Source organism: Pseudoalteromonas sp. M8 (assembly GCF_018141365.1).
Classification (GTDB): domain Bacteria; phylum Pseudomonadota; class Gammaproteobacteria; order Enterobacterales; family Alteromonadaceae; genus Pseudoalteromonas.
This window is the reverse complement of sequence record NZ_CP047239.1, coordinates 854,868-878,875: the sequence shown is the minus strand read 5'-3', so window position 1 is coordinate 878,875 and position 24,008 is coordinate 854,868. Positions and strand designations below refer to the sequence as shown.

General features: G+C 42.3%; 20 protein-coding genes. 18 read left to right on the top strand and 2 right to left on the bottom strand.

Annotated features, from left to right (window positions below; translation table 11 throughout):
- Window positions 1-233: 233 nt before the first annotated feature.
- The 6 genes from GSF13_RS03510 to GSF13_RS03485 all read left to right on the top strand — a co-directional run bounded on the left by GSF13_RS03510 (window position 234) and on the right by GSF13_RS03485 (window position 5,378).
- Entirely contained in the window at window positions 234-644 is a 411-nt protein-coding gene (locus GSF13_RS03510; protein ID WP_102058367.1) for an NUDIX hydrolase, read from the top strand.
- Window positions 645-664: 20 nt separating this feature from the next.
- On the top strand, window positions 665-1,105 hold the full coding sequence (locus GSF13_RS03505) for a DUF2214 family protein (RefSeq protein ID WP_211865184.1): 441 nt from the start codon (window positions 665-667) through the stop codon (window positions 1,103-1,105).
- The gene (locus GSF13_RS03500; RefSeq protein ID WP_010603775.1) at window positions 1,102-1,518 is read left to right on the top strand and encodes a VOC family protein; all 417 of its coding nucleotides are present in this window, start codon (window positions 1,102-1,104) and stop codon (window positions 1,516-1,518) included. Before GSF13_RS03505 ends, GSF13_RS03500 begins: the two co-directional genes overlap by 4 nt.
- Window positions 1,515-2,174 carry a YoaK family protein gene (locus tag GSF13_RS03495; protein WP_206472547.1) on the top strand — a complete coding sequence of 220 codons (660 nt, stop codon included), beginning with the start codon at window positions 1,515-1,517 and terminating at the stop codon, window positions 2,172-2,174. Before GSF13_RS03500 ends, GSF13_RS03495 begins: the two co-directional genes overlap by 4 nt.
- Before the next feature lie 521 nt (window positions 2,175-2,695).
- On the top strand, window positions 2,696-3,832 hold the full coding sequence (locus GSF13_RS03490; RefSeq protein ID WP_174169547.1) for an MFS transporter: 1,137 nt from the start codon (window positions 2,696-2,698) through the stop codon (window positions 3,830-3,832).
- 478 nt (window positions 3,833-4,310) lie between these two features.
- Window positions 4,311-5,378 carry a ChuX/HutX family heme-like substrate-binding protein gene (locus GSF13_RS03485; protein ID WP_102058371.1) on the top strand — a complete coding sequence of 356 codons (1,068 nt, stop codon included), beginning with the start codon at window positions 4,311-4,313 and terminating at the stop codon, window positions 5,376-5,378.
- Between the two features lie 76 nt (window positions 5,379-5,454).
- On the opposite strand, the gene GSF13_RS03480 is transcribed toward GSF13_RS03485, so the two are convergent.
- Window positions 5,455-5,913, bottom strand: a complete 459-nt coding sequence (locus GSF13_RS03480) for a hypothetical protein (protein WP_349251760.1) — start codon at window positions 5,911-5,913, stop codon at window positions 5,455-5,457.
- Between the two features lie 20 nt (window positions 5,914-5,933).
- Window positions 5,934-6,230 carry a hypothetical protein gene (locus GSF13_RS03475; RefSeq protein WP_211865181.1) on the bottom strand — a complete coding sequence of 99 codons (297 nt, stop codon included), beginning with the start codon at window positions 6,228-6,230 and terminating at the stop codon, window positions 5,934-5,936.
- A 663-nt stretch (window positions 6,231-6,893) separates the two neighbouring features.
- Between GSF13_RS03475 and GSF13_RS03470 the strand changes: the two genes are divergently transcribed.
- The 12 genes from GSF13_RS03470 to GSF13_RS03415 all read left to right on the top strand — a co-directional run bounded on the left by GSF13_RS03470 (window position 6,894) and on the right by GSF13_RS03415 (window position 23,994).
- Complete coding sequence (locus GSF13_RS03470; RefSeq protein ID WP_010603770.1) at window positions 6,894-7,322, top strand: hypothetical protein; 429 nt, start codon at window positions 6,894-6,896, stop codon at window positions 7,320-7,322.
- A gap of 144 nt (window positions 7,323-7,466) precedes the next feature.
- Window positions 7,467-9,668 (top strand): hypothetical protein, encoded by a 2,202-nt coding sequence (locus GSF13_RS03465; RefSeq protein ID WP_211865179.1) that lies wholly within the window; start codon window positions 7,467-7,469, stop codon window positions 9,666-9,668.
- Window positions 9,661-11,796: a hypothetical protein gene (locus GSF13_RS03460; RefSeq protein ID WP_206472543.1), complete on the top strand. Its 2,136-nt coding sequence runs from the start codon at window positions 9,661-9,663 to the stop codon at window positions 11,794-11,796. Before GSF13_RS03465 ends, GSF13_RS03460 begins: the two co-directional genes overlap by 8 nt.
- Window positions 11,786-12,424 (top strand): glycine zipper domain-containing protein, encoded by a 639-nt coding sequence (locus GSF13_RS03455; RefSeq protein ID WP_158299154.1) that lies wholly within the window; start codon window positions 11,786-11,788, stop codon window positions 12,422-12,424. The genes GSF13_RS03460 and GSF13_RS03455 overlap by 11 nt, the downstream gene beginning before the upstream one ends.
- Window positions 12,424-12,912, top strand: a complete 489-nt coding sequence (locus tag GSF13_RS03450) for a hypothetical protein (protein ID WP_010603766.1) — start codon at window positions 12,424-12,426, stop codon at window positions 12,910-12,912. The genes GSF13_RS03455 and GSF13_RS03450 overlap by 1 nt, the downstream gene beginning before the upstream one ends.
- Before the next feature lie 9 nt (window positions 12,913-12,921).
- Complete coding sequence (locus tag GSF13_RS03445; protein ID WP_211865177.1) at window positions 12,922-13,908, top strand: Calx-beta domain-containing protein; 987 nt, start codon at window positions 12,922-12,924, stop codon at window positions 13,906-13,908.
- A 567-nt stretch (window positions 13,909-14,475) separates the two neighbouring features.
- A complete protein-coding gene (locus GSF13_RS03440; protein ID WP_010603764.1) occupies window positions 14,476-15,714 on the top strand; it encodes a class I SAM-dependent methyltransferase in 1,239 nt (412 codons plus the stop codon).
- Window positions 15,715-15,724: 10 nt separating this feature from the next.
- The gene (locus GSF13_RS03435; RefSeq protein ID WP_010603763.1) at window positions 15,725-16,471 is read left to right on the top strand and encodes an autoinducer binding domain-containing protein; all 747 of its coding nucleotides are present in this window, start codon (window positions 15,725-15,727) and stop codon (window positions 16,469-16,471) included.
- A gap of 425 nt (window positions 16,472-16,896) precedes the next feature.
- Window positions 16,897-17,400, top strand: a complete 504-nt coding sequence (locus GSF13_RS03430; RefSeq protein ID WP_211865175.1) for a type II toxin-antitoxin system RelB/DinJ family antitoxin — start codon at window positions 16,897-16,899, stop codon at window positions 17,398-17,400.
- A gap of 65 nt (window positions 17,401-17,465) precedes the next feature.
- Window positions 17,466-19,448, top strand: a complete 1,983-nt coding sequence (locus tag GSF13_RS03425) for a class I SAM-dependent DNA methyltransferase (protein ID WP_211865173.1) — start codon at window positions 17,466-17,468, stop codon at window positions 19,446-19,448.
- Entirely contained in the window at window positions 19,445-20,764 is a 1,320-nt protein-coding gene (locus GSF13_RS03420; RefSeq protein ID WP_211865171.1) for a restriction endonuclease subunit S, read from the top strand. The genes GSF13_RS03425 and GSF13_RS03420 overlap by 4 nt, the downstream gene beginning before the upstream one ends.
- Entirely contained in the window at window positions 20,764-23,994 is a 3,231-nt protein-coding gene (locus GSF13_RS03415) for a DEAD/DEAH box helicase family protein (RefSeq protein WP_211865169.1), read from the top strand. The genes GSF13_RS03420 and GSF13_RS03415 overlap by 1 nt, the downstream gene beginning before the upstream one ends.
- The last annotated feature ends 14 nt before the right edge of the window (window positions 23,995-24,008 follow it).

Genomic DNA, 24,008 nt, shown 5'->3' with positions numbered 1-24,008 from the left:
CCTTTCTCTACTTATTCTGCCTTTATGTCGGGGCGAAAGAAATAGCGCGGACCTTTGATGACGCCCCATTACCGAGGAGTAAGTTGATGTCAGGTACGGAAAAACGACGCTCCGTGATGAAAATGAAGCACTAAGGTACTAGAAGCTAAACTTGCTGAGCTCGGGGTGTTTAAATCACCCTGAATAATAAGTTCAGCGAGTCAATATTTGCAGTAACAGTTAAAGGAAAAATAATGGATCAAGTCGTACGCGTCGGGGTTGGCGTGGTAATAATGCACGATAATAAAATTTTGCTTGGTGAGCGCATCGGCGCTCATGGCGCACATACTTGGGCAACCCCTGGTGGCCATTTAGAGTATGGAGAGGACATTGAGGCATGCGCGATAAGAGAGGTGCATGAAGAAACGGGGCTAGATGTTGTAAACGTTGAAAAGCTTGGTTTTACTAATGATTATTTTGCCAATGAGCAGAAACATTATGTCACTCTGTTTGTCATGGCAAGGTGCGATACTCATGATGCAGAAGTTAAAGAGCCAAATAAATGCAAACAATGGCAGTGGTTCTCGCTTGATGAATTGCCGCAGCCCCTGTTTTTGCCTTTGGTGAACTTTTTAGAAGAAAACAACACACTTTATCAAGGCTAAAATGGTAATTGGGGCACAGCATGGAAGAAATAGTCGTTAGATATATTCACTTTCTCGGTATTTTATTTTTGGCATCGACGCTCGCGATTGAAAACGTGTTACTCTCTAAATCAATGAGTAGTCAGAGTATTAAGCGGTTAGCGGTAGTTGATGGCTTGTATGGTGTCAGTGCGCTGGTAACACTTGGCGCGGGGTTAACGTTGTGGTTTGTAGTTGGCAAGCCCAGTGAGTTCTACACTAAAAATCCGATTTTCCATGCCAAAGTCGGACTATTTTTGTTAATCGCTTTGCTGTCTATCATTCCGACTGTGTTTTTATTGAAGCACCGTAATACAACAAAAGATAGTTTATTTGTGCCCCAGCGTATTATCGTCATTAAAAGGCTAGAAATGCTGTTACTTTTAGTTTTACCGCTACTTGCTGCACTTATGGCAAGAGGCTATGGGTTGCCCTCATCATGAAACAAAATATTGTCAATATTGCGCTCGTCGTCAAAGACTACGATGAAGCCATCGACTTCTACGTCAATAAACTAGGTTTTGAATTAATAGAAGACACCTATCAACCCGAGCAAGATAAACGTTGGGTGGTGGTGGCACCACCTAATTCTCATGGTACTGCGTTACTACTTGCCAGAGCTTCTACGCCAGAGCAGCAGGAGTTTATTGGTGATCAAGCTGGTGGGCGGGTATTTTTATTTTTAAATACCGATGATTTCTGGCGTGATTATGAGCGCATGACATCTATTGGCATTCGGTTTATTCGCGAGCCGCAAGAGCAAGATTATGGCACGGTTGCTGTATTTGAAGATCTCTATGGCAACCGCTGGGACTTACTGCAACTAAACCCTGATCACCCAATGGCAAAGAGATGATCTCTAAGTTACCAAAATGGGTTGAGATCGGCGCTTTTATATTGGCGCTCGTTGCTGGATTTGTGAATGCAATCGGCCTACTTAGCTTTGAGCACCAATCCGTTTCTCATTTATCCGGCACTGCGACTATGCTCGGAACTAGTTTTTTAGGTGGCAGCCTTAAAGAAACCCTGCACTTATTTGGAGTGTTACTCGCGTTCTTGCTTGGCTCTGCACTTGCGGGGTTTTTGCTGCATGGCACTACATTAACCCTTGGCAAGCATTACGATACCGCGCTGATACTTGAAGCTATTTTGCTTACCGTGTCTCTCGTCTTACTGATGCAAGGCTCATTTTACGGCCACTTTTTTGCCTCAGCCGCTTGTGGACTGCAAAACGCATTGGCCACCACGTACAGTGGAGCTGTAGTGAGGACAACCCATGTAACAGGAATATTCACCGACTTAGGACTGATGATTGGGGCATTGTTTAGAGGCGAGCCTTTGGATACCAGAAAAACAAAACTGTTTGTGTTGATCATTTCAGGGTTTGTGGCAGGTGGCGTGTTGGGCGCTTGGCTTTACAACAAGTTTCACTTTCAGGCGCTGTGGTTACCTATAACCATCTGTTTGCTAATTGCTGGTGTTTACCGCTTTGCGCTTAGGGATAAGGGGTAGCACACCGCTGTGTTGACGTATCTTGGTTTGGATTATTGACTACTTAATCGACATCGTATACATTGGCGCGCGATTTTAATTTGGATCTTTCCACGATGTTTTACATCCTATTTAAGAATTTTGTTAGAAGGCTTTGCTCCGCGCATTAACACGATGAAGTGTTGCTCGGAGCTTACTTTCTAAATCTTCATCAGAGACATTGGCGACTACTTGAATAAAGGTGGGCGGCGGCAGTGTATCTGATGATTGGAAAGACGAAGCCGGCGATGATACTTCATCGCCGGCTTTTTTGTGCCCGAAATTCAGTGGCACACATTTTCAAAGTTTTTTGAAACGGGAGGTCGGCATAACTGTCGACCTCCCGTTGTTTTATGGATGTAATTTAATGAATTTGCTTTTAAATGACCTGATGACGTCAGGTAGTGGCTCATACAAACACAAGCTTAATTTTAGCTTTATTTCTTTTGCTTTGCTGAACACCTGCAAGGTAAACGTTTGCTGCGCAAAAATGGGGTAAAGAGATGTTATTGACTTTATTACTCGCCTTTATTGCGTTTTTAGTCGGGGCCGATGAGCTGATGCTTGGGCCTATTCTTGAACCTATTGGACTCGAATTAGGTGTAAAGCCTGAGCGAGTTACACTGTTTATTACCACTTACAGCGTTGCCCTAGCGATTGTGGCTCCACTATTTGGGGCGCTCTCGGATAAAGCAGGGCACCGCGCTATCATCTTACCTGCAATCGTGGTTTTTGGTGGTGCCTCCATCGCGACAGGGCTTGTCACTTCATTTGAGTGGGGCTTAGTTGCTCGTGTGATCACGGGGATTGCCAGTGCTGGCATGCTCCCGATTGCGTTTGCCATCGCGGCAAGCTCTGGTGGAGATGCGCTCAAACGGATCGGTTGGGTGCAAGCAGGCTTAACTCTTGGCATGATCTCAAGTCCTGCGTTTGGCGCGTTTTTAACGCATTTAATGTCGTGGCGAGCGGCTTTTGTTGCACTCGGGATCGCCACTTGGGTTGTGGCGTTATTACTTACCGTAAACCGCCGTGCGATCCCAAGTGACAAAGCTGGAGAAGGCACCAAGATATCAGTCAAGCTATGGCAAATCCCCGGTGTTGTTGGCGCGTTACTTACCATGTGTATCGGTTTAGGTGGTGGTATTGGTTTGTTCAATTTGGTTGGGCAGCATTTACGAGATACACAAGCACTGTCAGTGTGGTTTATTGGTGTACTGTATGCCTTATTAGGCTTAGTGAGTGTTGCTGGAAACCTGATGATGCCAAAACTCGCAACCCACTTTGAAAGTGGGCGGCAGGTCATGCGTGCGTCATTGGTCGTTTGCCTCATTGCCAGTAGCGGTCTTTATTGGTATCAAGGTATCTCTCTCATACCGTTATACTTTTTGATGACACTTTGGGCATTGGCTGGCGGCATTGGTTCACCGGCATTACAGGCATATATTTCAGAACTTTCGCCTGCACATCGTGGTGTACTTATCTCACTGGCCATGAGCATGATGCACATTGGTGTGGCGATTTGGTCTGCCGTCGCAGGTTTTGCTTACAGCCTTGGTGCGGCCGCAATGGCGCTGCTTGCTATTATTTTGTTTAGTCTTGCCATTTTGTGTTTACGCCCCGTAAAAGGCGCATCAATTTAGGAGGTAACTAGTACCAATTAGCCTTAATACTTGCTCAATTTTAAGGAGCAAATCTGACGCTAACGGCGTTAAAAATTTCTCATTTAGAACAACTGAATAGCAAAATTTTCGCCCTGCCTACATGGATGTAGGTACCTTGGCGGTAGCGGTGTTATCGACAAGATTCTCTCGCCTCAAAATTGGAAGCTGAATTAAGCGAGTTGGTATGCCAGCCTGCATATTCAATTGAACACGAGTGCTTTTGATTGAGTAGAAATGTTTTAATCTGTGTGGACTTTCATTAGACGAAATAAATTGCTAGTATCATTTTTGATATTAATTCTCATTTTCATTTGCTTTGGGTTTCATGGTATTTGCAAAGTTGGTACATGGTTTGATCGGATGATGTTGCGTCTATATATGTGAGCACTGTAAATCAACAACTTGTTTTCTTTCTTTGCCAAATGGGTGGTTAAGCTAGGTTCCTTGTGGAGGAAATATGGAACAACTTATTCAAGATTATAAAATGCTACTAATCGGAGAGCCTAACATTAGGCCCATTGTTGCGGCTATGCAGCTAGGTGTGAGTGAAGCTGAGTTGCTAAACGCACAGCTGGATGAGCCTGTTACGTCTCGAGTTACCAGATTAGATGAGCATAAAATCGCGGATTTATTAAAAGGATTTAAAAAGCTTGGAAAAGTGATGGCTTTGACTAGAAATGGCTCTGTGGTGAGCGAGATAACTGGTTTGTATGAAAAGCTCTATGTTACAGGGCACAGTAACAAACTTAGTGCCGTGGCCATCAATCCAGGAGGGATTGATCTGCGGCTTTTCTTGCACAAATGGAAAAGTGTATTTCTTGTTGAAACGGATAAGCATACTAGTTTTCAATTTTTCGATGAAAATGGTCGCGCTGTACATAAGGTATATATGACTGCAGACGCCGACTTTAACGAGTTTGTGAACCTTAAAGCACGCTACCAGCTAACACATAGTCACAAGTTGGATGTAACGCCTTTTGAAGTCCTAGATACTAATATTAGGGACTTGAGTACTGCGCAACTAGATGATTTTAGGTCGCAGTGGGGCGAGTTAAATGATGTCCATCATTTTCCAAAGCTTTTAGAGACATACAACCTTGAACGCTTGCAGGCCCTTGAAATCGTTGGCTCACCATGGAGCTTTGAGCTACAAAGCTTTGACCTTGCAGATATATTTCAGCAAGCAAACATGTTTAAGCAAGAGATTATGGTATTCGTTGGCAATCCAGGTGCGGTACAAATCTTCTCTGGAAAGGTTGAAAACCTCAAACAAGTTGGCCCTTGGTTTAACGTATTAGATCCTGAGTTTAGCCTGCATATAAAAGCAGACGACCTAACCCGCGCGTTCGTGGTCAGAAAACCCACGGATAACGGCAATACTGTGGTTACCTCTATTGAGTTTTTTGATGCCAATCGCGAGACTGTATTAACGCTGTTTGGTCGCCGAATTGAAGGCAAAAAACAAACCGATGAGTGGCAGGCGCTATGTGAGCGATTGATCCATAAAGGACGGGTTGCGGCGTAATACTTGAGCTATAGAAAAGCTATCCTCTACAATCAGCTAAATTGAAAAGGGCTCTATAAAAGAGCCCTTTGGTTTTCTAGTGCCAAATAGGCGTGACTTCTGAGACCAAAATTATTCGTTTAGAGACGGTATTTTGCTGCACATTCTCCATTCTTGTCGCCATTGCACTATGGCAAAGTGGGCGGGAAGTACCACGTTGACACTCGTCCATAATCACTCCTGACCCCACTGGTAATTCAGCAAAGAGCCGAAGATCTTGGGTACTGACATTATCTATAGGGGTGTTTACCGCGACACCGTCAGCTATCACAAACTCCCCGCCTGACACATTCTCTCTGGCCAGCGTAAGGATTGAGGTAATCGTTTGATGACTTAACCCGTCGAAATGAAGCGTATTTGGGGTTACTAAGCAATCCGCATGAGGTGTCGGATAATAGCCAATAAACTGATGCTCAACATGGTACGACGGTGCTGGAATTGAATGTTGGATCAAAAATTCAGTCAGCGCTGCTATTACTGGGTGGTTGCAAATCAATGTACCGTCAGTGCAATGTGTTATTGCTTTGAACCATCTTTGTTTACCCCTGCGTCCGGGTTTAGTTGTTGGGACAAGCCGTAAACATAGTATTGGCCTCCTTGTCTATTTTCGGGGCTAATAAGGTGAGTGTTAGCGTCCTTGACGGTATAGCGCACGATACCTCTTGCATTTTGGCCGGATGGAATATAGGTGTCTAAGCCTAATTCAGGTTCTACCTGCTTCAGTAACGACTCAATATCTTGTCGTGAACCAACGTTTAAATTTGGCAAAGAATATTGGCAGAAACCATTTCTTAACAATGTAGTTTTAGTCATCTTTGATTCTCCTATCTGTCTTTGTTGATTTGTTTTCTTAAAAATTTCAATAAGCTTTTTCATATTCACCCCATCTGATGTGTTTTGGTATTTATAGGTTTTCATTTAACTGTATGATTGTGAAGGAAAAATAAGGAATAAAAACGGAATGGGAACGGAAATTTATAGTGGTTTTATAAGTGAGTTATTTATTACGTTGCTAAGCTTTGATGTCTAGATAGGGGCAGTGAGCTTTGTGAACAGCCTTCAGTAAATTGCAAATTATAGAAGGTTGCCAATTCAAACCCGCATTGCATCCAGGAATGATATTTCTGCAATTTTGTGCCAAGCGATAGGGGTGGTTATTTCTACCTTGACAGACTTGTTCGGCAATGAATTTGCGTCTGGTTTCGCTGACAAAGTCCGATTGATAAATGTGCAGAACAGTTAGTTAGCTAGTATCGGTATGATTTTAAATAATTTTATTTCAGTGCCAAGTAATGGTCATTGATATTCACAATGATGCAAGTTACCGAATGGTAGTTACCTTCATAATTTATATTTAAGTAACAAAGTGAAAATAGATTTGAAAATTGTGTTCTAATTGTATAGAAATGTAATCTAAATGTGGTTTTTAGATCTGTAAGCGAGATTTTTGATATGCCTAAGGGTAAGGAGCGCGAAATGGAACAAGTTTATAACTTTGCGGATGAGGTGCAATTAGAGTCCTTAAGGCAGCTGATTGTTGAGAAGATTAATCAAAACGGACTGTCCGAGCAGCAAGTTACAGACAGTGCTTACATGAGTGATAGAAGTCTTCGCAATTATAAGACGGAAGGCTACTTAGCCAGTTTAGCGCCACTCTCGTCATCGACGGTAAGTAAGCTAAAGAATCTATTGACTGCGCTTAATATTGAGCCTGAAGAAGCGCTGGAATACCACCAAAAGCGAATAGAAAATCAACAAAACAACCACCACTCAGACCCTACAAATCAAAATGGCCAGCAAAGCAATACTCAGTTTCAAGGGTGCACCTTTAACGGCGGGGCGAATGGCCCAAATGTTATCACTGGTAATAGGGATATTACGCTTAATTTTGGTGCTAAAGATTAAAGGTAATCTTAAATTCTGATAAGGGGTGGCTTAACCCTGAAAATGTAAGCTAGTTAAGAAGCTTGTATCTCTATAACGAAGTGCTCGTTTTTAGAAGCTATTAAGGTTTAATTACTTCTTTTTTATATTTAAAAGTGATTTTATATGAGTGCGGATCCAAAGGAAGCGGAAGCTGGTTCAAGCATTGGCATCGAAACCAATGCATATGAGAATGATGTTCCTCAGCAACTGAGCCAGTTTGATAGTAGTACGTTTGAAGAGGCCGTGATCCAAGGGAACAGAGATGTTCAGGTCAATAACTATTTTTCAAACGCTGATAAGAAACCACTGAAGTATGAAGCACTTCAGTTAAGAACGTTTCCAAAAATTGCGAGTAATGAGGTCATTTTAGATGACATCAAGTTAGCCGAACTTAACAACTTCCTCGTTTGTCACAACTGGCTGATTATTGGAAAAAATAACGAGAATGCCTTTTATCTCTCAGAGGCTATCGCTGCTGCTTTACAGCACACCGACATATCATCTTACTACATACGTCACAATTCATGTCGAATGACTGAGTATTTAGAAGCAAGATTTCCTTACGTAGAAAGTCAACACGCTTATGTTATTAGGCAACCAATAGAAGACCTAGAAAGTTTCGAGCGCTTTATCGAAACCCGTGAAAATCTAAATGCACTGACGTCTAAACTAAAAGCACGTAAGGCAACGCTGCTTATGGTATTGGATAGTAAAGGCGATAGTGACTGTCCTAGAAGGATCCAGGAATACCTGCGTTTCAACTCTGTAAGTTCTATGCTTGGTTATTGGCAGCCTGCAGTTCACTTTACACATGACCCATTACCTGTGGCAGCACTAGATAACGACGACTGGTTGGACTATTTAGTTATTACACTAACTTGTTGGTTTAACAATATGCCACTGGTGTTGTTTCAAAATGCAATTGCTAAGGCATTTGACCATAAATTAAAACAAGCTAAAGAAATAGGAGAAGGAGTCGAAGCGTTAACTCATGCTTATGCTCGTTGGCAGCAAGATCCTGATGCGTTTTTAAAATTAGCTGGGCTTGAGCTCACATCACCGTCGGGCTTAGGTATTTGTTGTATCAGGCTAAGTTCGATTAAGCAGGCAAGCGTATATCGAGAAAAGTTGCTTACAAACAATCCATTCCAACTAGCTGTACTCTCGCCAATTATTGAGGAAGTCATTTTTGATCAGGATATAACAAATGAACTCATTGACATAGATGCACTTTTTTCAGACCTCGCCTACTTCTACTTAAAGCTTTCTGAAGTCGGGGTAATTACTATTAACAGTGACTACCTATTAAAATTATTTGAACGTTATCGTCAGTGTCCAAATTCAAAAATAATTCATTTTATCTCATTTGTTAGGGCGCTCTCTTATCAAGATAGATTCAAAATAGCCATCGATGAATTTATTTATCAACTACTAGGGCAAGTGGAAAAGAAAGAGAAAGATTTAATATCTATTTCAGACTTAGAAATTCATATTGACAACTGGGTGCCAGTATTTAAATCAACCTATGAAAATAAGCTTAAAGAGATGGTGTGTGATTTCAAAAATCACCTCTATTTTTTGTTTAATACTCTAGCCTATTCAATTGAATTTGAAAGTGAGTCTGAAGTTTTGTCATTAGAGTATATATTTTCTAAAAGCTATGAGCTTGGGTTGGATAAGAGTAAGAAATGTCCTAGCTTTGCGCTGCTTCGCTACTATTTTTCAGGGTATTTATATAGCGACTCCTTTCACTTATTAAAAATACTAAAAAGTATACCTTCCGATAGTGAGAAGTGTGTTTTAACTTTAATGATTGTGAGACTTTTTGTTTTTAGTCTTATGCATCGTGTGTTAGAGGGAAATAACCAAGTTGATGATAAGGCTACCTCCTACTTGATTACGTTAATGTTTGAAGAGGGGGCGGAAGAGTTAATTTACCAATTGCTCGCGATGCCAAGTTTGAGCGAAAGTCTAAAGAAGAGAAACATCACAGCATTTTTAACCACATCAATTTATATAAAGCAAACGCTGCTCCAAGCGCAATATATCACCGATGAAAGCGAATATGAGCATTACGACATGATGCTTACGGAGTTAAATGAAAAATTCAAACGATTGAATCAATTGTTTGCCATTGCTTGCACCAGAAAACAGTACGAGCAAATTAAAGCAGATTTAAGAATTCAGCGAGATAAGGCGGTAGAGCAGTACAGAAATTGTATATCAGATAAAGAGTTGAGGATGCTACTAAAGCTAAAAAAAGGCGTGTTAAGCGAAGCTATTAAACAATTTAAAAAACCTAGAAGAGAATCCTACCATGCATGAAAGCATCTCTAATTTGAGCAACTTAATCAGAAAAGTCGATACTAACTTTCACAATCCGAGAGTTCATGGAGAAGGATTTGTTGTCACTTGGAATAAGAAAACCAACCAAATCGTAACCAAGCAAGGTTTGCTATCTGATTTATTTAATAAGAAACATTATGAATATTTCTTTGTTAAATCTCATACAAAACCAATCGTCATTAGCAAAATTCCATTTGAATGGCATGAAGGTGCAAGTGAGATTGCACTAGAGTTTTACGCTACCTTTCAGCTTAAAATTACAGATCAAACTGAAGCACATAAGTTAGTCGAAATCTTGAGTATGTCGGGCACGCCGGAAAAAGGATTATTTAATTTAATAGATAAGCACCTGCATCACTGCATGTCGAAAATGTATAAGAAATGCTTGGACTCACAAAATAGCAACTTATTGGATGAGTTTTATCAGCAAGAGCTACAGCGTGGAGAAAGCAGTGAATTAAACACTTCGGTGTGCGAGCAAATGCAGCAAGAATTAAAAGGAATGGATTTTAATATTGGCTTTACGTTGCGTAATGCACCAGAGCGATATGCCGAATTTAAATATAGTACCAAGATAAAAGAAACGGGCTTAGAAGTAACGTCCGAATGTCAAATGACATTGAATAACTATCAAGCCTATCGCAAGTCTGAAATTAGCGATATCGAGGGGGTGGTAGCACACATGAAGGCGGGTATTGAGAGAGCAATCCGTCAGCATATTTTGGGCAAATCTGAAATGGATCTGCTGAGCAACTTCAAAACGGCAACGAGTCAAGACGTCTCTATCTCCGATCAGGTTAAAAATAGTGTTAAGCAACAAGCTACTGCGATTGGTTATGAACTTAATTCATTTCATACATTACCAAACATTGCTCCGCTGAGGTTATTAAATGGGTTGATGCTCACGTTTGATAAAGAAGATGGCGCATTTAAAACGGGGATGTTTGGTAGCCGTGTACGGTTAAATATTCGCATGGAAGTTAAGGCGAAAGAAGGAGAGTTTGAGAAATACCGTCACTTATTTGCAAGTAGTGAAAACGACAATCAGATTGATTTGTTAGCAATAACGCAAGCGCAAATTCTCGACAGAATAAAAGTACTAGTACACGACATTTGCAAAGAAGTGATGTTGAATGACAAGTTTAATCATTACAAAGCATTAAGTCAGTTTGAAGAATTAATCCGGCCTCAACTTGAAGATGAAATTGGCAAACGATTAAGTGAACAACATGGCTTGGTGGTAAGTATTAAGTCACTTATGGCAGTTGAATCTGAAGATGCCATGAGGCTTGAAGAGCTAAGAGGTAAAAAAATACCAATCCAATTTAAGCATTTTTTTGGTGGACAAGACGGGATTGGTGCCGAGTATTCATTCAGTGGTGCATTTGAAGTGCTCGGTCTAGTCGTCAGTGACGCCGGTGGTGAACATAGTTGGGAAACGTTTGAAAAATGGGATTTTGGTTACCGAATTGATTCTCCTGAGCGTCATACCAACACCGCCCTTAAAGGGAATGACGATAGAGTCTGTAAAAAATTGGCGATTGAGAATGAACTAGAAGATATAAAACAGGAAGTTATTAGGCTTTTCAAGGCATCAACATTACTTATCCCTTCCATTACGCTTTGGGTGAATAAACGCGAGTATAACGCAAAGTTACAAGATGAATTGCTCTGTGAGGTATCAGCTCTGTTGAGGCGCAGCCGAGGAATGGATCTACTGATTGAAAGACTAGAAATTAAAGACGAAAGCCTGATCCAAGCGCAGCTTGATAGTCGAGATCGTAAGCTCAAATCAATTGCCGATGTCGATAGTATGCGTTTAGAGCAGCGTTTAGTTGATTTAAAACAAAGCAAAGACGAAAAGCAAAAGCTTGCGGACGAAGTTACAGAAAGAAGATTGAGTTTCCTGCGCGACAGCGATGATTTTGAGGACTTACTAGACGAAAAAGAGCGTATCGAAAATGATTACCGTCATTTAAATACTAAAGAGTCGACCATAGAAGAGCTACTGCCAGCCCCTAACAGCCATGCCTCGAGCGATATCGAAGAATTAGCTGATGTACTTACTAAATCCAATAACCAGTGGGAAACGAACGATGAAAAGTAGAAAAAACCTTGTTGCTGCTTCAATCATGACAGCTTTGCTATCCGGGTGTGCAATGACTGACGACACTAAAACTCGAGCTGAGGGAGCATCGACAGGTGCACTCATTGGTGGTGCGCTTGGTTTGGTATTAGGTGACAATAAGCAAGCCGCTATGATTGGTGCATTGATTGGTGCTGTTGCCGGTGATCTTTATGCCAAGAGTGTGGTTAAGAAGAAGCAGGATTACGCTAATACTGAGTTATATATGCAAGATGTGATTAAAGGGGCACAAGAGAAACTTATCGCAGCAAAAAATGAAAGAGAAAAAATTCATTTGGAAATAGAAGGTTATACCGCGCAGTTAGAAAGCATTGAGGCAGAGTCTCAAAAACGTAGTGCTGAGTATAGTAGCTTAGAAACGCAAAAAGATAGCCTGTCTAAAGCGGTTTCCAAGTCAGCTAAGTTAGTCGAGATATTGACTGAAGAAATTCAGTACCAAAAGGACGTGCTGGCACAAGAAAGAGAAACCGTTTCTGTGCAATTAGCTTCACATAGTGAAACGGTTATTCAACAACTTCTTGCTGAAAAGAACGAGCTAGAAGTCATGCAAGCCCAGCTAGCTTCATTAGATAGACGGAAATTATATTAATGCTGAAGCGGGTTATATATTGCTTGTTTTTGTCTTTGCTAGCAGGTTGTAAGACGACAGGTGATCCGACAACTGGTGGGTTGTATGGATGGAGCGAAGAAAAAGCAAAGCAACGACAGGCACAGCTAAACCGAAGAGTAGTGGATATCGAAGCTCAAATGAATGCGATTGAAGAAGAAAATCAAGAGCTTGAAAGTGACAAGGTACAACTAACACAGTTGATAGTAATACAAAGTGAGAAGTTAAACGCTTTAATTGCAAGCCATGATGCGTTGCTGGATAAGATAGAAACATACAAAGGTCTTGAACATATTAATCAGACAAAAATTAGCCAGCTGAAAACACGTTACCCATGGCTCGGCCTGAGTCGAGAGGAGGTATTGAGACAATTTCAGGAAGCGGCAAGCGAATCACGACAACAGCAAATGCTAAACCAGCTAGAGAGTGAGCTTGAATCACTAGCACAAGAAATAGATATGATACTTTGAGTAATGTAGATGTCGATTAAACCAATAAAAGCACAATATTATTGCAACAATATAGAACACTGCAGCAATGCTCGGGCGCATAAGTTATTTACTAAATCATATGCCAACAAGTGTAGTGTTTGTGCTCAGCCATTACTGTTTGCGCGTTGGCATTTTTCGTTTGTCACTTCCTTTAGTTGGGTACTTTGTTTATCAACATTGGCAGCGCTATCTTATCCATATTTTTTTCCTAAAGAATATGAAAATATTACTTTTTCTGGTGTGAAGACTGAAGTTCAAGAGTCTAATGCCGTTGTGGAAGTTACTCTTCATCGAACAACAGGCATTGATTTAGTACAACAGATAGAGTTGATAACAGAAGATGGTACTGCAAAAGCAGCTGAGGACTATCGAGCCCTTGATATTGCTTTACAGTTCCAGCCTGGTGAAGTGCAAAAATCAATAAATATTCCTATTATTCCTGACTCCGATGTCTATGAAAACAATGAAATGTTTTACATTAAGCTGAAAAATGTGAAAGGGCAGCCGTCACATATCGTGATGATTGTCGAAGCTGGAGTAAACAAAGACTTAGTGGAAAAAAGCAGCCTTTTGGTAAGTAACCTTTCAGCTCTTGCAGCGGACCTTTCGAATGATTTGAAACAGCTTGAGATCCTTGGTAACTATCTGTCAACCAAAGAAAATCCAAAGGCGAACTTGGTCAAGAATTACCGTAATACTCAAGATAATATTCAAAGAGCGAGAGAAAAATACATCGTTCTTTTTAATGAAGCTTTAGATTTGGACCCTAATGTTTTGAGAAATGCATTGGATTCCCACCTTGAAGCGCTGAAAAAACAACAGTTTCATACTCAATATGAAGCAACAACTGTGATGAAAGCTCAGTTACTTGACTACTTGAGTTCCAGAGTTTCTAACTCGCCTAAGTGGCTCGAGGAGTTAGGTGAGGTAGTACAGCTTGAAGTGAAAGCAAATAACAATGGTAGTGTTATCTAATCTGAGTTGCTTATTTATTGGGCTAACTTTCAACTAAGCCAATGGGCAGCGCACTCAGCGCTGCTGCATACTCCCCATCAACAGAAGTGAAAATCGAGAGAACTTTTGTTCATTATTCGATGAGTTAGCAATAGCTCATTGAAGCATCCTCAAATACTGCGAGCCTTTGGTTTACGGTGTTTAAGTTCAACCATTACATCGAACTACAATATTTACCTGTAAAACTTTCAAACAAAACGATTGCTGACTAAAGAGCTGGCAGAAGGTTGTCTGTAGCTGACGTTTGTAAAAATACAGAGCTAATTTGAGATCCTTTTATATCAAGTGCTACAAGTAGCACCTTGCTTTACTTCCAATCTATTTCCTATTTCTTTCCTAATCCATTAACTAATTGATATTAAATAGCTTATTGGTTTGTGAGTTTTCCAAATATCGGCCTCTGGCATCTGCCATTATCGCCTTAACCTTATGTCTATCGGGCAAACAAGCAAACGCCTGATGTAAGGTGAACTCTGGCTGCAGACAGATTTTACCTCTCCTTTAAAAACAGAATGAGAGGAATTTACTATGTCTTTTAAAATAGAAGCATGTAATTTAAATAATATTGATGTCGCAGTTAAAACGTTGAAAGAAAACTATGTGGAAAACTTTCCAGCTATCAGAGTTACTAAAGATAAAATCTTAGGTAAAGGTATTTCTCTATACCTACTTAGTGATATAAGCCAAGTTCCACATAATCCAATAGCGACTTTTGGACTGAGCAGTGCGTATGAAGATGAAGATGTTTGGAAAGAAGTAAGGGCATCATTAAGCGATGACTTTGACCCTAAAAAGGATGCAGTTGTAGGCCAGCTTAGTATATCGAGTAAAGATGTCGCAATTACCAGAGTCGTTTATGGCCTGTTATTAGATAAAGCACAACAGATGGGTTATGAGCGGTTGTTTTTTATCCTGAGAGGAAATGTTGATTTTTATAAAAAGTTATTTAACGCTATACTTATTAAAAGTGATTGCAACTATGATATTGGGGTTGATAGAAAAATATCTGCTCTAGTTGTTGAAACGAAAGAGATAAAGCAAAGGGGCCTTCGCTTCCTAAATCGAAACTTATCATCTTGCTTTAATAAGAGTGATAGTCTAATTAAAAGGGAAATTATGAATAAATCTCATTGGGATGAATATAGTAGTGCATTTGACTCTATTATTACTCCACCACAGGTTGAACTTTATAATACAATTGCTCCGCTGTTGTCAGGAGTTGTACTGGATGCTGGATGTGGAAATGGAAACTTAGCCGCTTTTGTTAATGGTGAGGTTTCTACTTATCACGGCGTCGATACATCTCTTGATATGGTGCAAAAAGCCAACGCCAATCTGCAGAGACTTAAAGAACCACAGCGGTTTCAAGCATTTCATGTGCAACTCGAAGAATTTGTAAATACACATCAATACGACGTGATTACATTAATAAACAGTGTTTACGCGATGGATAATCCGTCTTTGGTTTTTAAACACTGCTATAACTTACTTGCTCCGGGTGGTCTGTTAATTATCGCAAACCCCAATGAAAACATGACAAAATCTCACATGGAAATGATGATTGAGTTGTATGAATCGCAATTTAGTGGCAATCCTGCTGTTGCAGACTTTAAGAGATTGAATTTACAATTTGTCACACAATACCAACATTCGTTTTATACTTTAGATAAAGTTGAAGGTTGGCTAGAACAAGCTGGACTGTCTGTAACAAACAGAGATTGCACTCACTTTCATGGTGCAATGAATTTAATCGTAGCTAAAAAGTAGGAAAATAAAAATGCGCTATCAAGATCTAGTCGATTTGTTGAATGCTTCGAATCAAGCAGAATACACTGCAAGTTTTTATCGTGCCATATCACATATCGGATTTGATAGCGCAATTTATGGTTTTTTGCCAAGCCATGAATTTGTTAAACACTTGAATCAAATGCCTATCATACTAGCCACCGAAAACGCCCCTCTCGATTATTTAAAGTACTATCAGGAAAATGAAATTTTTAAGCCTGAGAAGGATATCTTCGTGGCTCAAATACTGTCAGGGCATCGAAAGCCAATCAATTGGTGGCGGGACTTACAGAGTTTTAACCCCACTGAGTTACAAGTTGCTACCTTAGCCCATGCAAAAAACGAATTTGGTCTCAATAACGGTTTTGTCGTCCCGCTCATGTGCGACCACAGAGGCTACGCTTGTGTTACTTTGTATAGCAATTTAAGTGATAAAGACTTTAATCATCTGGTACAGGAAAATGAAGAACAAATCGGGTTATTTTGCTCGGCGTTGAACAGCAAAATCTTCTCAGATCCAAACTTAGTTGCCGAGTTATACGACAATTATATAAAAATGAGCGATACAGAGCGTCAAGTGATGCGATACTTGGTTTCGGGGAAACCGATGAAGCAAATTGAAGATCATATTGGAATAACCTATCGCTACGCTGCAAAAGTAATTGATAAATTTAGAAAAAAGCACGGAAATGTTCCAAAAGACAAATTGCTCTATTCGCTAGGGCACTACTTTAGTTGATTTAACGCTAGTATTTCATATCTGACTTATCGCACTAACGGACGAGTTTGTCTTTAATGTGGCAGGTTACTTTGAGCGAGGAGTGGATATTAATGCCAACTTGTTTTTGGACAGAAATGAGCTTCGGATGTTGAGTTAGCAAAGCAAATTCGCATTAAATTTTGTATGGGAAGAGCTATTTTGAAAACAGATAAATGATTCGGTAATGTGTTTAGATATTACTTCAGCGTTATTCATCAAGCAAAACATGAAGCTTTGAACGGACAAAACAACCAAATGCATCAATTTGACGAAAACGGTACACTGCCCTCATCCAAAGCAATCACGACAACAATTTCTTCTCGCTTTTTTGACCCAAACACTCGCCACTACACACCAAACCCGCTAAGATACAAAAATTACAATTTGTAGGTTTTGTGAGTCATATGAAAACAACCAAGATAGACCCTCAACTACTTGAAAAAGCCATGATCATTTTCGCTGAATTAGGTTTACCGATTGAGCAGGCCATCAACGTATTTCTAGCAAAGTCCGTTCAGGCCAAAGGCTTTCCGTTTTCTGTTGCCCTTGAAAATGAAGCAGCAGCTCAGGAGGCCTCACACAGCCAAGCACAAAACAAAATCAGCAATGCCGAGATAACCGAAGCTATCCAAGACTTGGTTGAGCACGCTCTACCACTGAGTGAAATAGAAAATCTCACGCAGCTAACCTATTGTCGCAACACCTTTGGGTTGTCATTCCCGGTGCTTAAGCTGGCTAAATCACCACGGCCAGAAGACATTCGCAGTGCAGCCAAAGATGCCAAAGAGCGCAACCGCTACTCCACCACTAAAGTAGCCCAGCGAGATGAAAAAACTTACGTGATTTGCACCCAATGGACAGACAGGCACCGCAATGCGTTTTGTCGTTGGCAAGCCATCTTTAGCTAGTACGCAAAAAAACAACCAAACAAAACACTGATTTTTAACGATTTAACTTTATTTAGGCAGTATCAATGAACTTACAAGACAAAGAACAAAGCGCCAAACTCTCCAGTGCTATTTGGCGTATGGCAGATGACCTATGGGGTGATTTCAAACACACCGACTTTGCACGCATCATCCTGCCCTTTTTGCTACTGCGTCGTATTGAATGCGTGTTGGAACCCACCCGTGAGGAAGTGCGCAAGTTCTATCTGGCCGAGAAACAATCGGGCATTGACCTTGGTTTAGTGTTGCCAGAAGTCGCGGGATTTGCCTTTTACAACACCAGTGAATACAGCCTGGAAACCTTAGGCGCGTCAGATACAGGCGACAACCTAGAACACTACATCAGCCAGTTCAGCAAAAACGTTCGTACCATTTTTGATGAGTTTAAATTTGGTCAAACCATAGAAGATCTGGAAAAAGCCAAGCTGCTCTACCGCATGGTGAGCTACTTTGCCAATCTCGACCTACATCCTGATGTTGTGTCTGATCGCGTATTGTCTGATGCCTATGAAGAGCTGATTTTTAAGTTCGCCAGCTCGGTCAATGAAAAGGCCGGGGAATTTATGACTCCGCGCGATGCCGTGCGTCTTGCCACCAAACTGGTGCTGGCAGCGGATGAAGATATTTTTAGTGAAAAGGGCGTGATCCGCACCATCTATGACCCAACTTGTGGCACGGGCGGCTTCCTTTCCGATGCCATCAGCCAAATTGAAGAGATGGGCAGCAGCGCCAAAGTCGTGCCTTTTGGTCAAGAACTCGACCCCGCGACTCATGCCATGGCGTTGACCAATATGATGATCCGTGGCTTTGATGCCAACAACATCAAACAAGGCAACACCCTATCCGACGATCAGTTACGTGCCGACAAGTTCCACTACGGCCTTGCCAACCCGCCATTTGGCATTAAGTGGGAAAAAGCCAAGAAAGAAGTAGAACGTGAGCACAAACAGCTCAAATACGCAGGTCGCTTTGGCCCTGGTCTACCCAGTATTTCTGATGGCTCCATGCTGTTTTTGTTGCACTTGGTATCAAAAATGGAAACGCCTGAAAACGGCGGTGGCCGCGTCGGTATCGTGCTCTCAGGCTCGCCACTGTTTAACGGCGATGCAGGCTCAGGCCCATCAGAAATCCGCCGTTGGCTGCTAGAACAAGACTTAGTCGAAGCGATTGTTGCCCTGCCAACCGATATGTTCTTCAACACCGGAATTGGCACCTACATCTGGATTTTGTCTAACCATAAAGAGCCAAGACGCAAGAACCAAGTGCAACTGATTAACTTGGCAGACATCTGGACGCCAATGCGCAAATCACAAGGTGATAAGCGAAAGTACCTGAGTGATAAACAGATTGACGACATTGTACGCGCATACGATGGTTTTGAAACCAGCGAGAACTGCAAGCTCTTTAACACCACCGATTTTGCCTACCGCAAAGTCATCATCCAGCGCCCACTGCGCGCCAAACTCAATCTCACTAAGGACGGTATCGCCCAGCTGAAAGACTTAGCGACGTTCCAAAAGCTCAAACCTGAACAGCAAGCGGCGTGGGTACAACATCTCACCGAAAACCTTGGCCTTCAGCCTTATGAATGGGCACATTTGGCAGCGAAACACAATCACAATAAAGGTGACTTTGGTAAGTGCCCGAAGGCACTGGCTACGGCCTTAACTACGCACTTTATGTTGATAGATCCGCAATTCGAGCCAGCACTGGATGAAAAAGGCCAAAAAATTGCTGATCCAAAACTCAAAGACACCGAAAGCATTCCCTTTGATCGTGATGTTGAAGATTACTTTGCACAAGAGGTGCTACCGCATGTGCCAGATGCCTTTATCGATCACTCAGTGCGTGATGAAAAAGACGGCGAAGTGGGCATTGTCGGTTATGAAATAAACTTTAACCGCTATTTCTACCAGTACGTGCCGCCACGAGATTTGGGTGTAATTGATAGCGAGCTAAAGGCATGTGAAGCGCGCATTCAGGCACTGCTCAATGAGGTGGCGGAATGATCACGCCTTATCAAAAATATGCTGGTAGCAATATTAAGTGGGTTGAGGCTATACCAGAGGATTGGAAATCAGCCCCTTTATACACTGTTGCCTCTGAATCAAAACTGTCAAATAAGGGAATGATAGAAGATAACCTTTTATCGTTAAGCTTTGGCCGTATTAAGCGCAAAAGTATTGATACACAAGGTGGGCTTCTACCTGCTTCATTCGAGACTTATCAAATAGTTAATGAAAATGACATCATTTTTAGACTAACGGATTTACAGAATGATAAGCGCAGTCTTCGCTCTGCCCAATGTATGGAACGAGGCATTATCACGTCGGCATACGTTGCAGTCACGCCAAACGCTATTAGACCAAGATATCTTCATTATTTGATGCGAGCATATGATGAAACCAAGGTTTTTTACAACCTTGGGGCAGGCATGCGTCAATCTCTTAAATATGACGAATTAAAGCGCTTGCCTATTTTATTGCCACCTGAATTAACGCAACAAGCGATTGAAAAGTTCCTCGATCGCGAAACCCAGCGTATCGATAGTCTGATCGAGGAAAAACAGACCTTTATTAAGCTACTGAAAGAAAAACGCCAAGCGCTGATCAGCCATGTGGTCACCAAGGGGCTTAACCCCAATGTGGAGATGCAGGACTCTGGCATCGAGTGGATTGGGCAAGTACCGAAGCATTGGAGTGTCGTGCAACTAAAACGCCTTATTGATTCAATCGAACAAGGCTGGAGCCCTGAGTGTTTAGCTACCCCAGCCAAAAACGAAAGATGGGGAGTACTAAAGTCTGGTGCAGTTAATGGGGGTGTTTACAGTCAAGATGAAAATAAAGAGCTTCCTGAAACACTATCTCCAAGACCAGAAATCGAAGTAAAGGTTGGCGATCTCATAATGTCTCGAGCCAGTGGTTCAAGAGAGTTAATAGGCTCTGCGGCTTATGTCTACGCGACAAGAGAACGACTAATGCTCTCAGATAAGTTATTCCGGCTACATTGCAAAGAAGAAGTGGACGCTGAGTTCGTAGCAATTGCTTTAGGCTCATTTCCATTGCGACGCCAAATTGAGCTTGCTATTGGCGGTGCTGAAGGCTTAGCAAACAACCTATCGCAAGCAAATATTAAAAAACTACTTATTCCTAAACCACCAAAAACTGAGCAGGAAGCGATTACTTCTCACATAAAGTCAGTAAGTTCAAAAATTGAAGATTTAATTATTGAAACAAATAACTCTATTGCTCTTTTAAAAGAACGTAAGACTTCCCTTATCAGCGCAGCAGTCACAGGGAAAATCGACGTCAGGGAGGCGGTGTAATGGCAGCACATCATGAAGTGCATTTTGAACAATATATTACCGAGCAGTTGGTGAACAATGGCTGGAAAGAAGGCCACTCCAGCCATTATGACCAGCAGCGCGCCATTTACCCGCAAGATGTCATGGATTGGGTAAAGGCCACTCAACCTGATGCCTGGCACAAGCTGAATAAACTGCATGGCGCGAATACCGAGCAGGTGCTACTAGAGCGTTTAGAAAAAGCACTTGCCAGTAAAACAGGTGGCACCATTAATGTGTTGCGCAAAGGGTTTACCATTGCAGGTTGCGGCACCATTGCCATGGGCCAACGCAAACCCGAAGATGCGCGCAATGAAGAGCGTATTGCCCGTTATGAGCACAACATTTTGCGCGTGGTACGCCAGCTAAAATATTGCCCGACCCGCGAGTGGGAAATTGACTTGGTGTTCTTTATCAACGGCCTACCCGTAGCCACCGCCGAGCTCAAAACCGATTTCACTCAATCGATAGAATCAGCGATAGCGCAGTACAAGCAAGACCGCTTACCCGTTGACCCAAAAACCAAGCGCAAAGAGCCGCTGTTAACCTTTAAACGTGGCGCAGTGGTGCATTTTGCCATGTCTGACACAGAAATAGCCATGGCGACCAAACTGGCGGGAGAAAACACCTATTTTCTGCCCTTTAACAAAGGCCATGACGGTTCTACCTCTGATTTACCCGTGCATATCAACTTACCGGGTGAAGATGGTGAGTATCCGGTCAGCTATTTCTGGCAAGAGATCGCCCAAAAAGATAACTGGTTGCGTATCTTCTACAGCTTCGTGTATGTCGAAACCAAAGAAGTCGCCGATAGCAATGGCAAGGTTCAGCGTAAAGAGACGCAGATTTTCCCCCGTTACCATCAGCTTGATGCGGTAAACAAGATGATTGACGATGCCCGCCAGAACGGTGCAGGCATGCAGTATCTTTGTGAGCACAGCGCAGGCTCAGGCAAAACCTCGACCATTGCCTGGACGGCCCATGATTTGATTCGTTTACGCAGCCCAGAGGGTAAAGCGGTCTTTAAATCCGTAATCATTGTGACCGACCGCACCGTGCTGGATTCGCAGTTGCAAGATGCGGTGCAGCAGCTGGATCATCAATATGGGGTGATTAAGGCGATTGACCGCGAAAAGAGTAGCGAGTCAAAATCAAAACAGCTGACAGATGCACTGCTAACAGGCACGCCGATCATTGTTGTTACCATCCAAACCTTCCCGTATGCGTTAGAAGCAATTCTGACCAATCAATCTTTGGCACAAAGTAACTTTGCAGTGATCATTGATGAGGCTCATACCTCACAAACTGGCTCTACAGCCAAAGGTTTACGCGCAGCGCTCACGATAAACCTGAGCCCTCAAGAGTTGGAGCAAATGAGTATTGAGGACATTCTTACTAAGGTGCAAGAAGCGCGTGCCATGCCCAAGAACGTCTCGCACTTTGCTTTTACAGCAACACCCAAGCACAGCACTAAGATGCTGTTTGGTCGCCCGAAAGACCCTAGCCAGCCAGTGTCAGATGAAAACAAACCAGAATCGTTCCACCTCTACACCCAACGTCAGGCCATTGATGAGGGCTTTATTCTCGATGTGCTGGAGAATTACACCCACTACGATACGGCTTACAAAATAGGTGAGAACAATCTGGATGAGAAGCGCGTAGACAGCAAACAAGCCCGTCGCGCTTTGGCGCGTTGGATGTCACTGCACCCAACCACTGTCAGCCAAAAAGTCGAATTCATTATTGAGCACTTCAAAGCCAATATCGCTCACCTTCTGGAAGGTGAAGCCAAAGCCATGGTGGTCACATCTGGCAGGCCGCAGGCGGTGAAATACAAGCTTGCCTTTGATAAGTACATTAAAAAGCATGGTATCGAAGGTATTCAAGCCTTGGTTGCCTTCTCAGGCAAAGTACCGGGTAAAGATTTGGGTGATGAAGACAGCCAAGACCCACTGGGGATTGATTTCGACAAAGAGTACACCGAGTACAACTTAAATCCCGACACACATGGGGCTGATCTGCGTCACGAGTTCGAGAAAACCGAATATCGCGTCATGCTAGTCGCCAACAAGTTCCAAACGGGCTTTAACCAACCCAAACTGGTTGCAATGTACTTGGATAAGAAGATCTCAGATGTAGAAGCGGTGCAAACGCTGTCGCGCCTAAACCGCACCTACCCAGGCAAAGACACCACTTACGTGATTGATTTTGCCAATGAGCCACAGACCATTCTCAATGCGTTCAAAAAGTACGACAAAGGCGCGCAGCTCAACGAAGTGCAAGATGTAAACGTCATCTATGACATCAAAGAGATTCTGGATGAGCAAAGCATCTACAACCATCAAGATTTAGAGTTATTTAAGCAAGCGCGTGGTAAATCGATTCTCGGCCAGGCACCCGACAAAAAGTCACACGCACACAAAAAGCTGCTTGCTGCCACACAACGTCCTACCGATGTGTTCAACGTTAAGCTCAAAGAGCTGGTTGATGCTGCAAACCATTGGGATCAGCAATACAACAAAGCGCACCTTGCGGGTGATGAGAAAGCGGCGAACTATGCCGAATCGCAACGCAGCGAGTTCACCAAGCAGCGCGAAGCTCTGATGCGTTTTAAATCGGATTTAGCTCGATTTGTGAAGCACTACAGCTACATGGCGCAATTGATTGAGTTTGGTGATCCTGAACTGGAAAACTTTGCCGCGTTTGCTCACTTGCTAGCACGTCGATTGAAAGGGGTAACACCGGAAAACATCGACCTCAGTGCGCTAGTACTGGAAAAATACAAGATAAAACCTTCAACTACCGGTTTACCAGATGGCGTAGCAGAACCTCTTAGGCCAATAACACCTAATCCAAGTGACCCTAATGACAGAGAAAAAGTCTTTCTAAAAGATATCATTCGCCGTCTCAATGAGTTGTTTGGTGATGTAGGGGACGAGCCTGGTCGCAGAAACTTTGCCAACGGCACCATTACTCGTATCAACCAAAACCCAGTGGTCGTTGAACAGGTAGAAAAGCACGACAAATCGATTGCACTTAAAGGTGATCTACCGCAGGCGGTGAAGCAAGCAGTTGTTCAAGCTCTGCTGAAAGAAGGCGATATTGCCCGAACATTGCTTAAAGACCCACAAGTAATGGCAAGTTATGTTGAGCTGATTTTTGACATGATGAAGCAAAATAGCTGCATTGATGAACAGATAACACATGGTTAATCTAGGGTTTTATA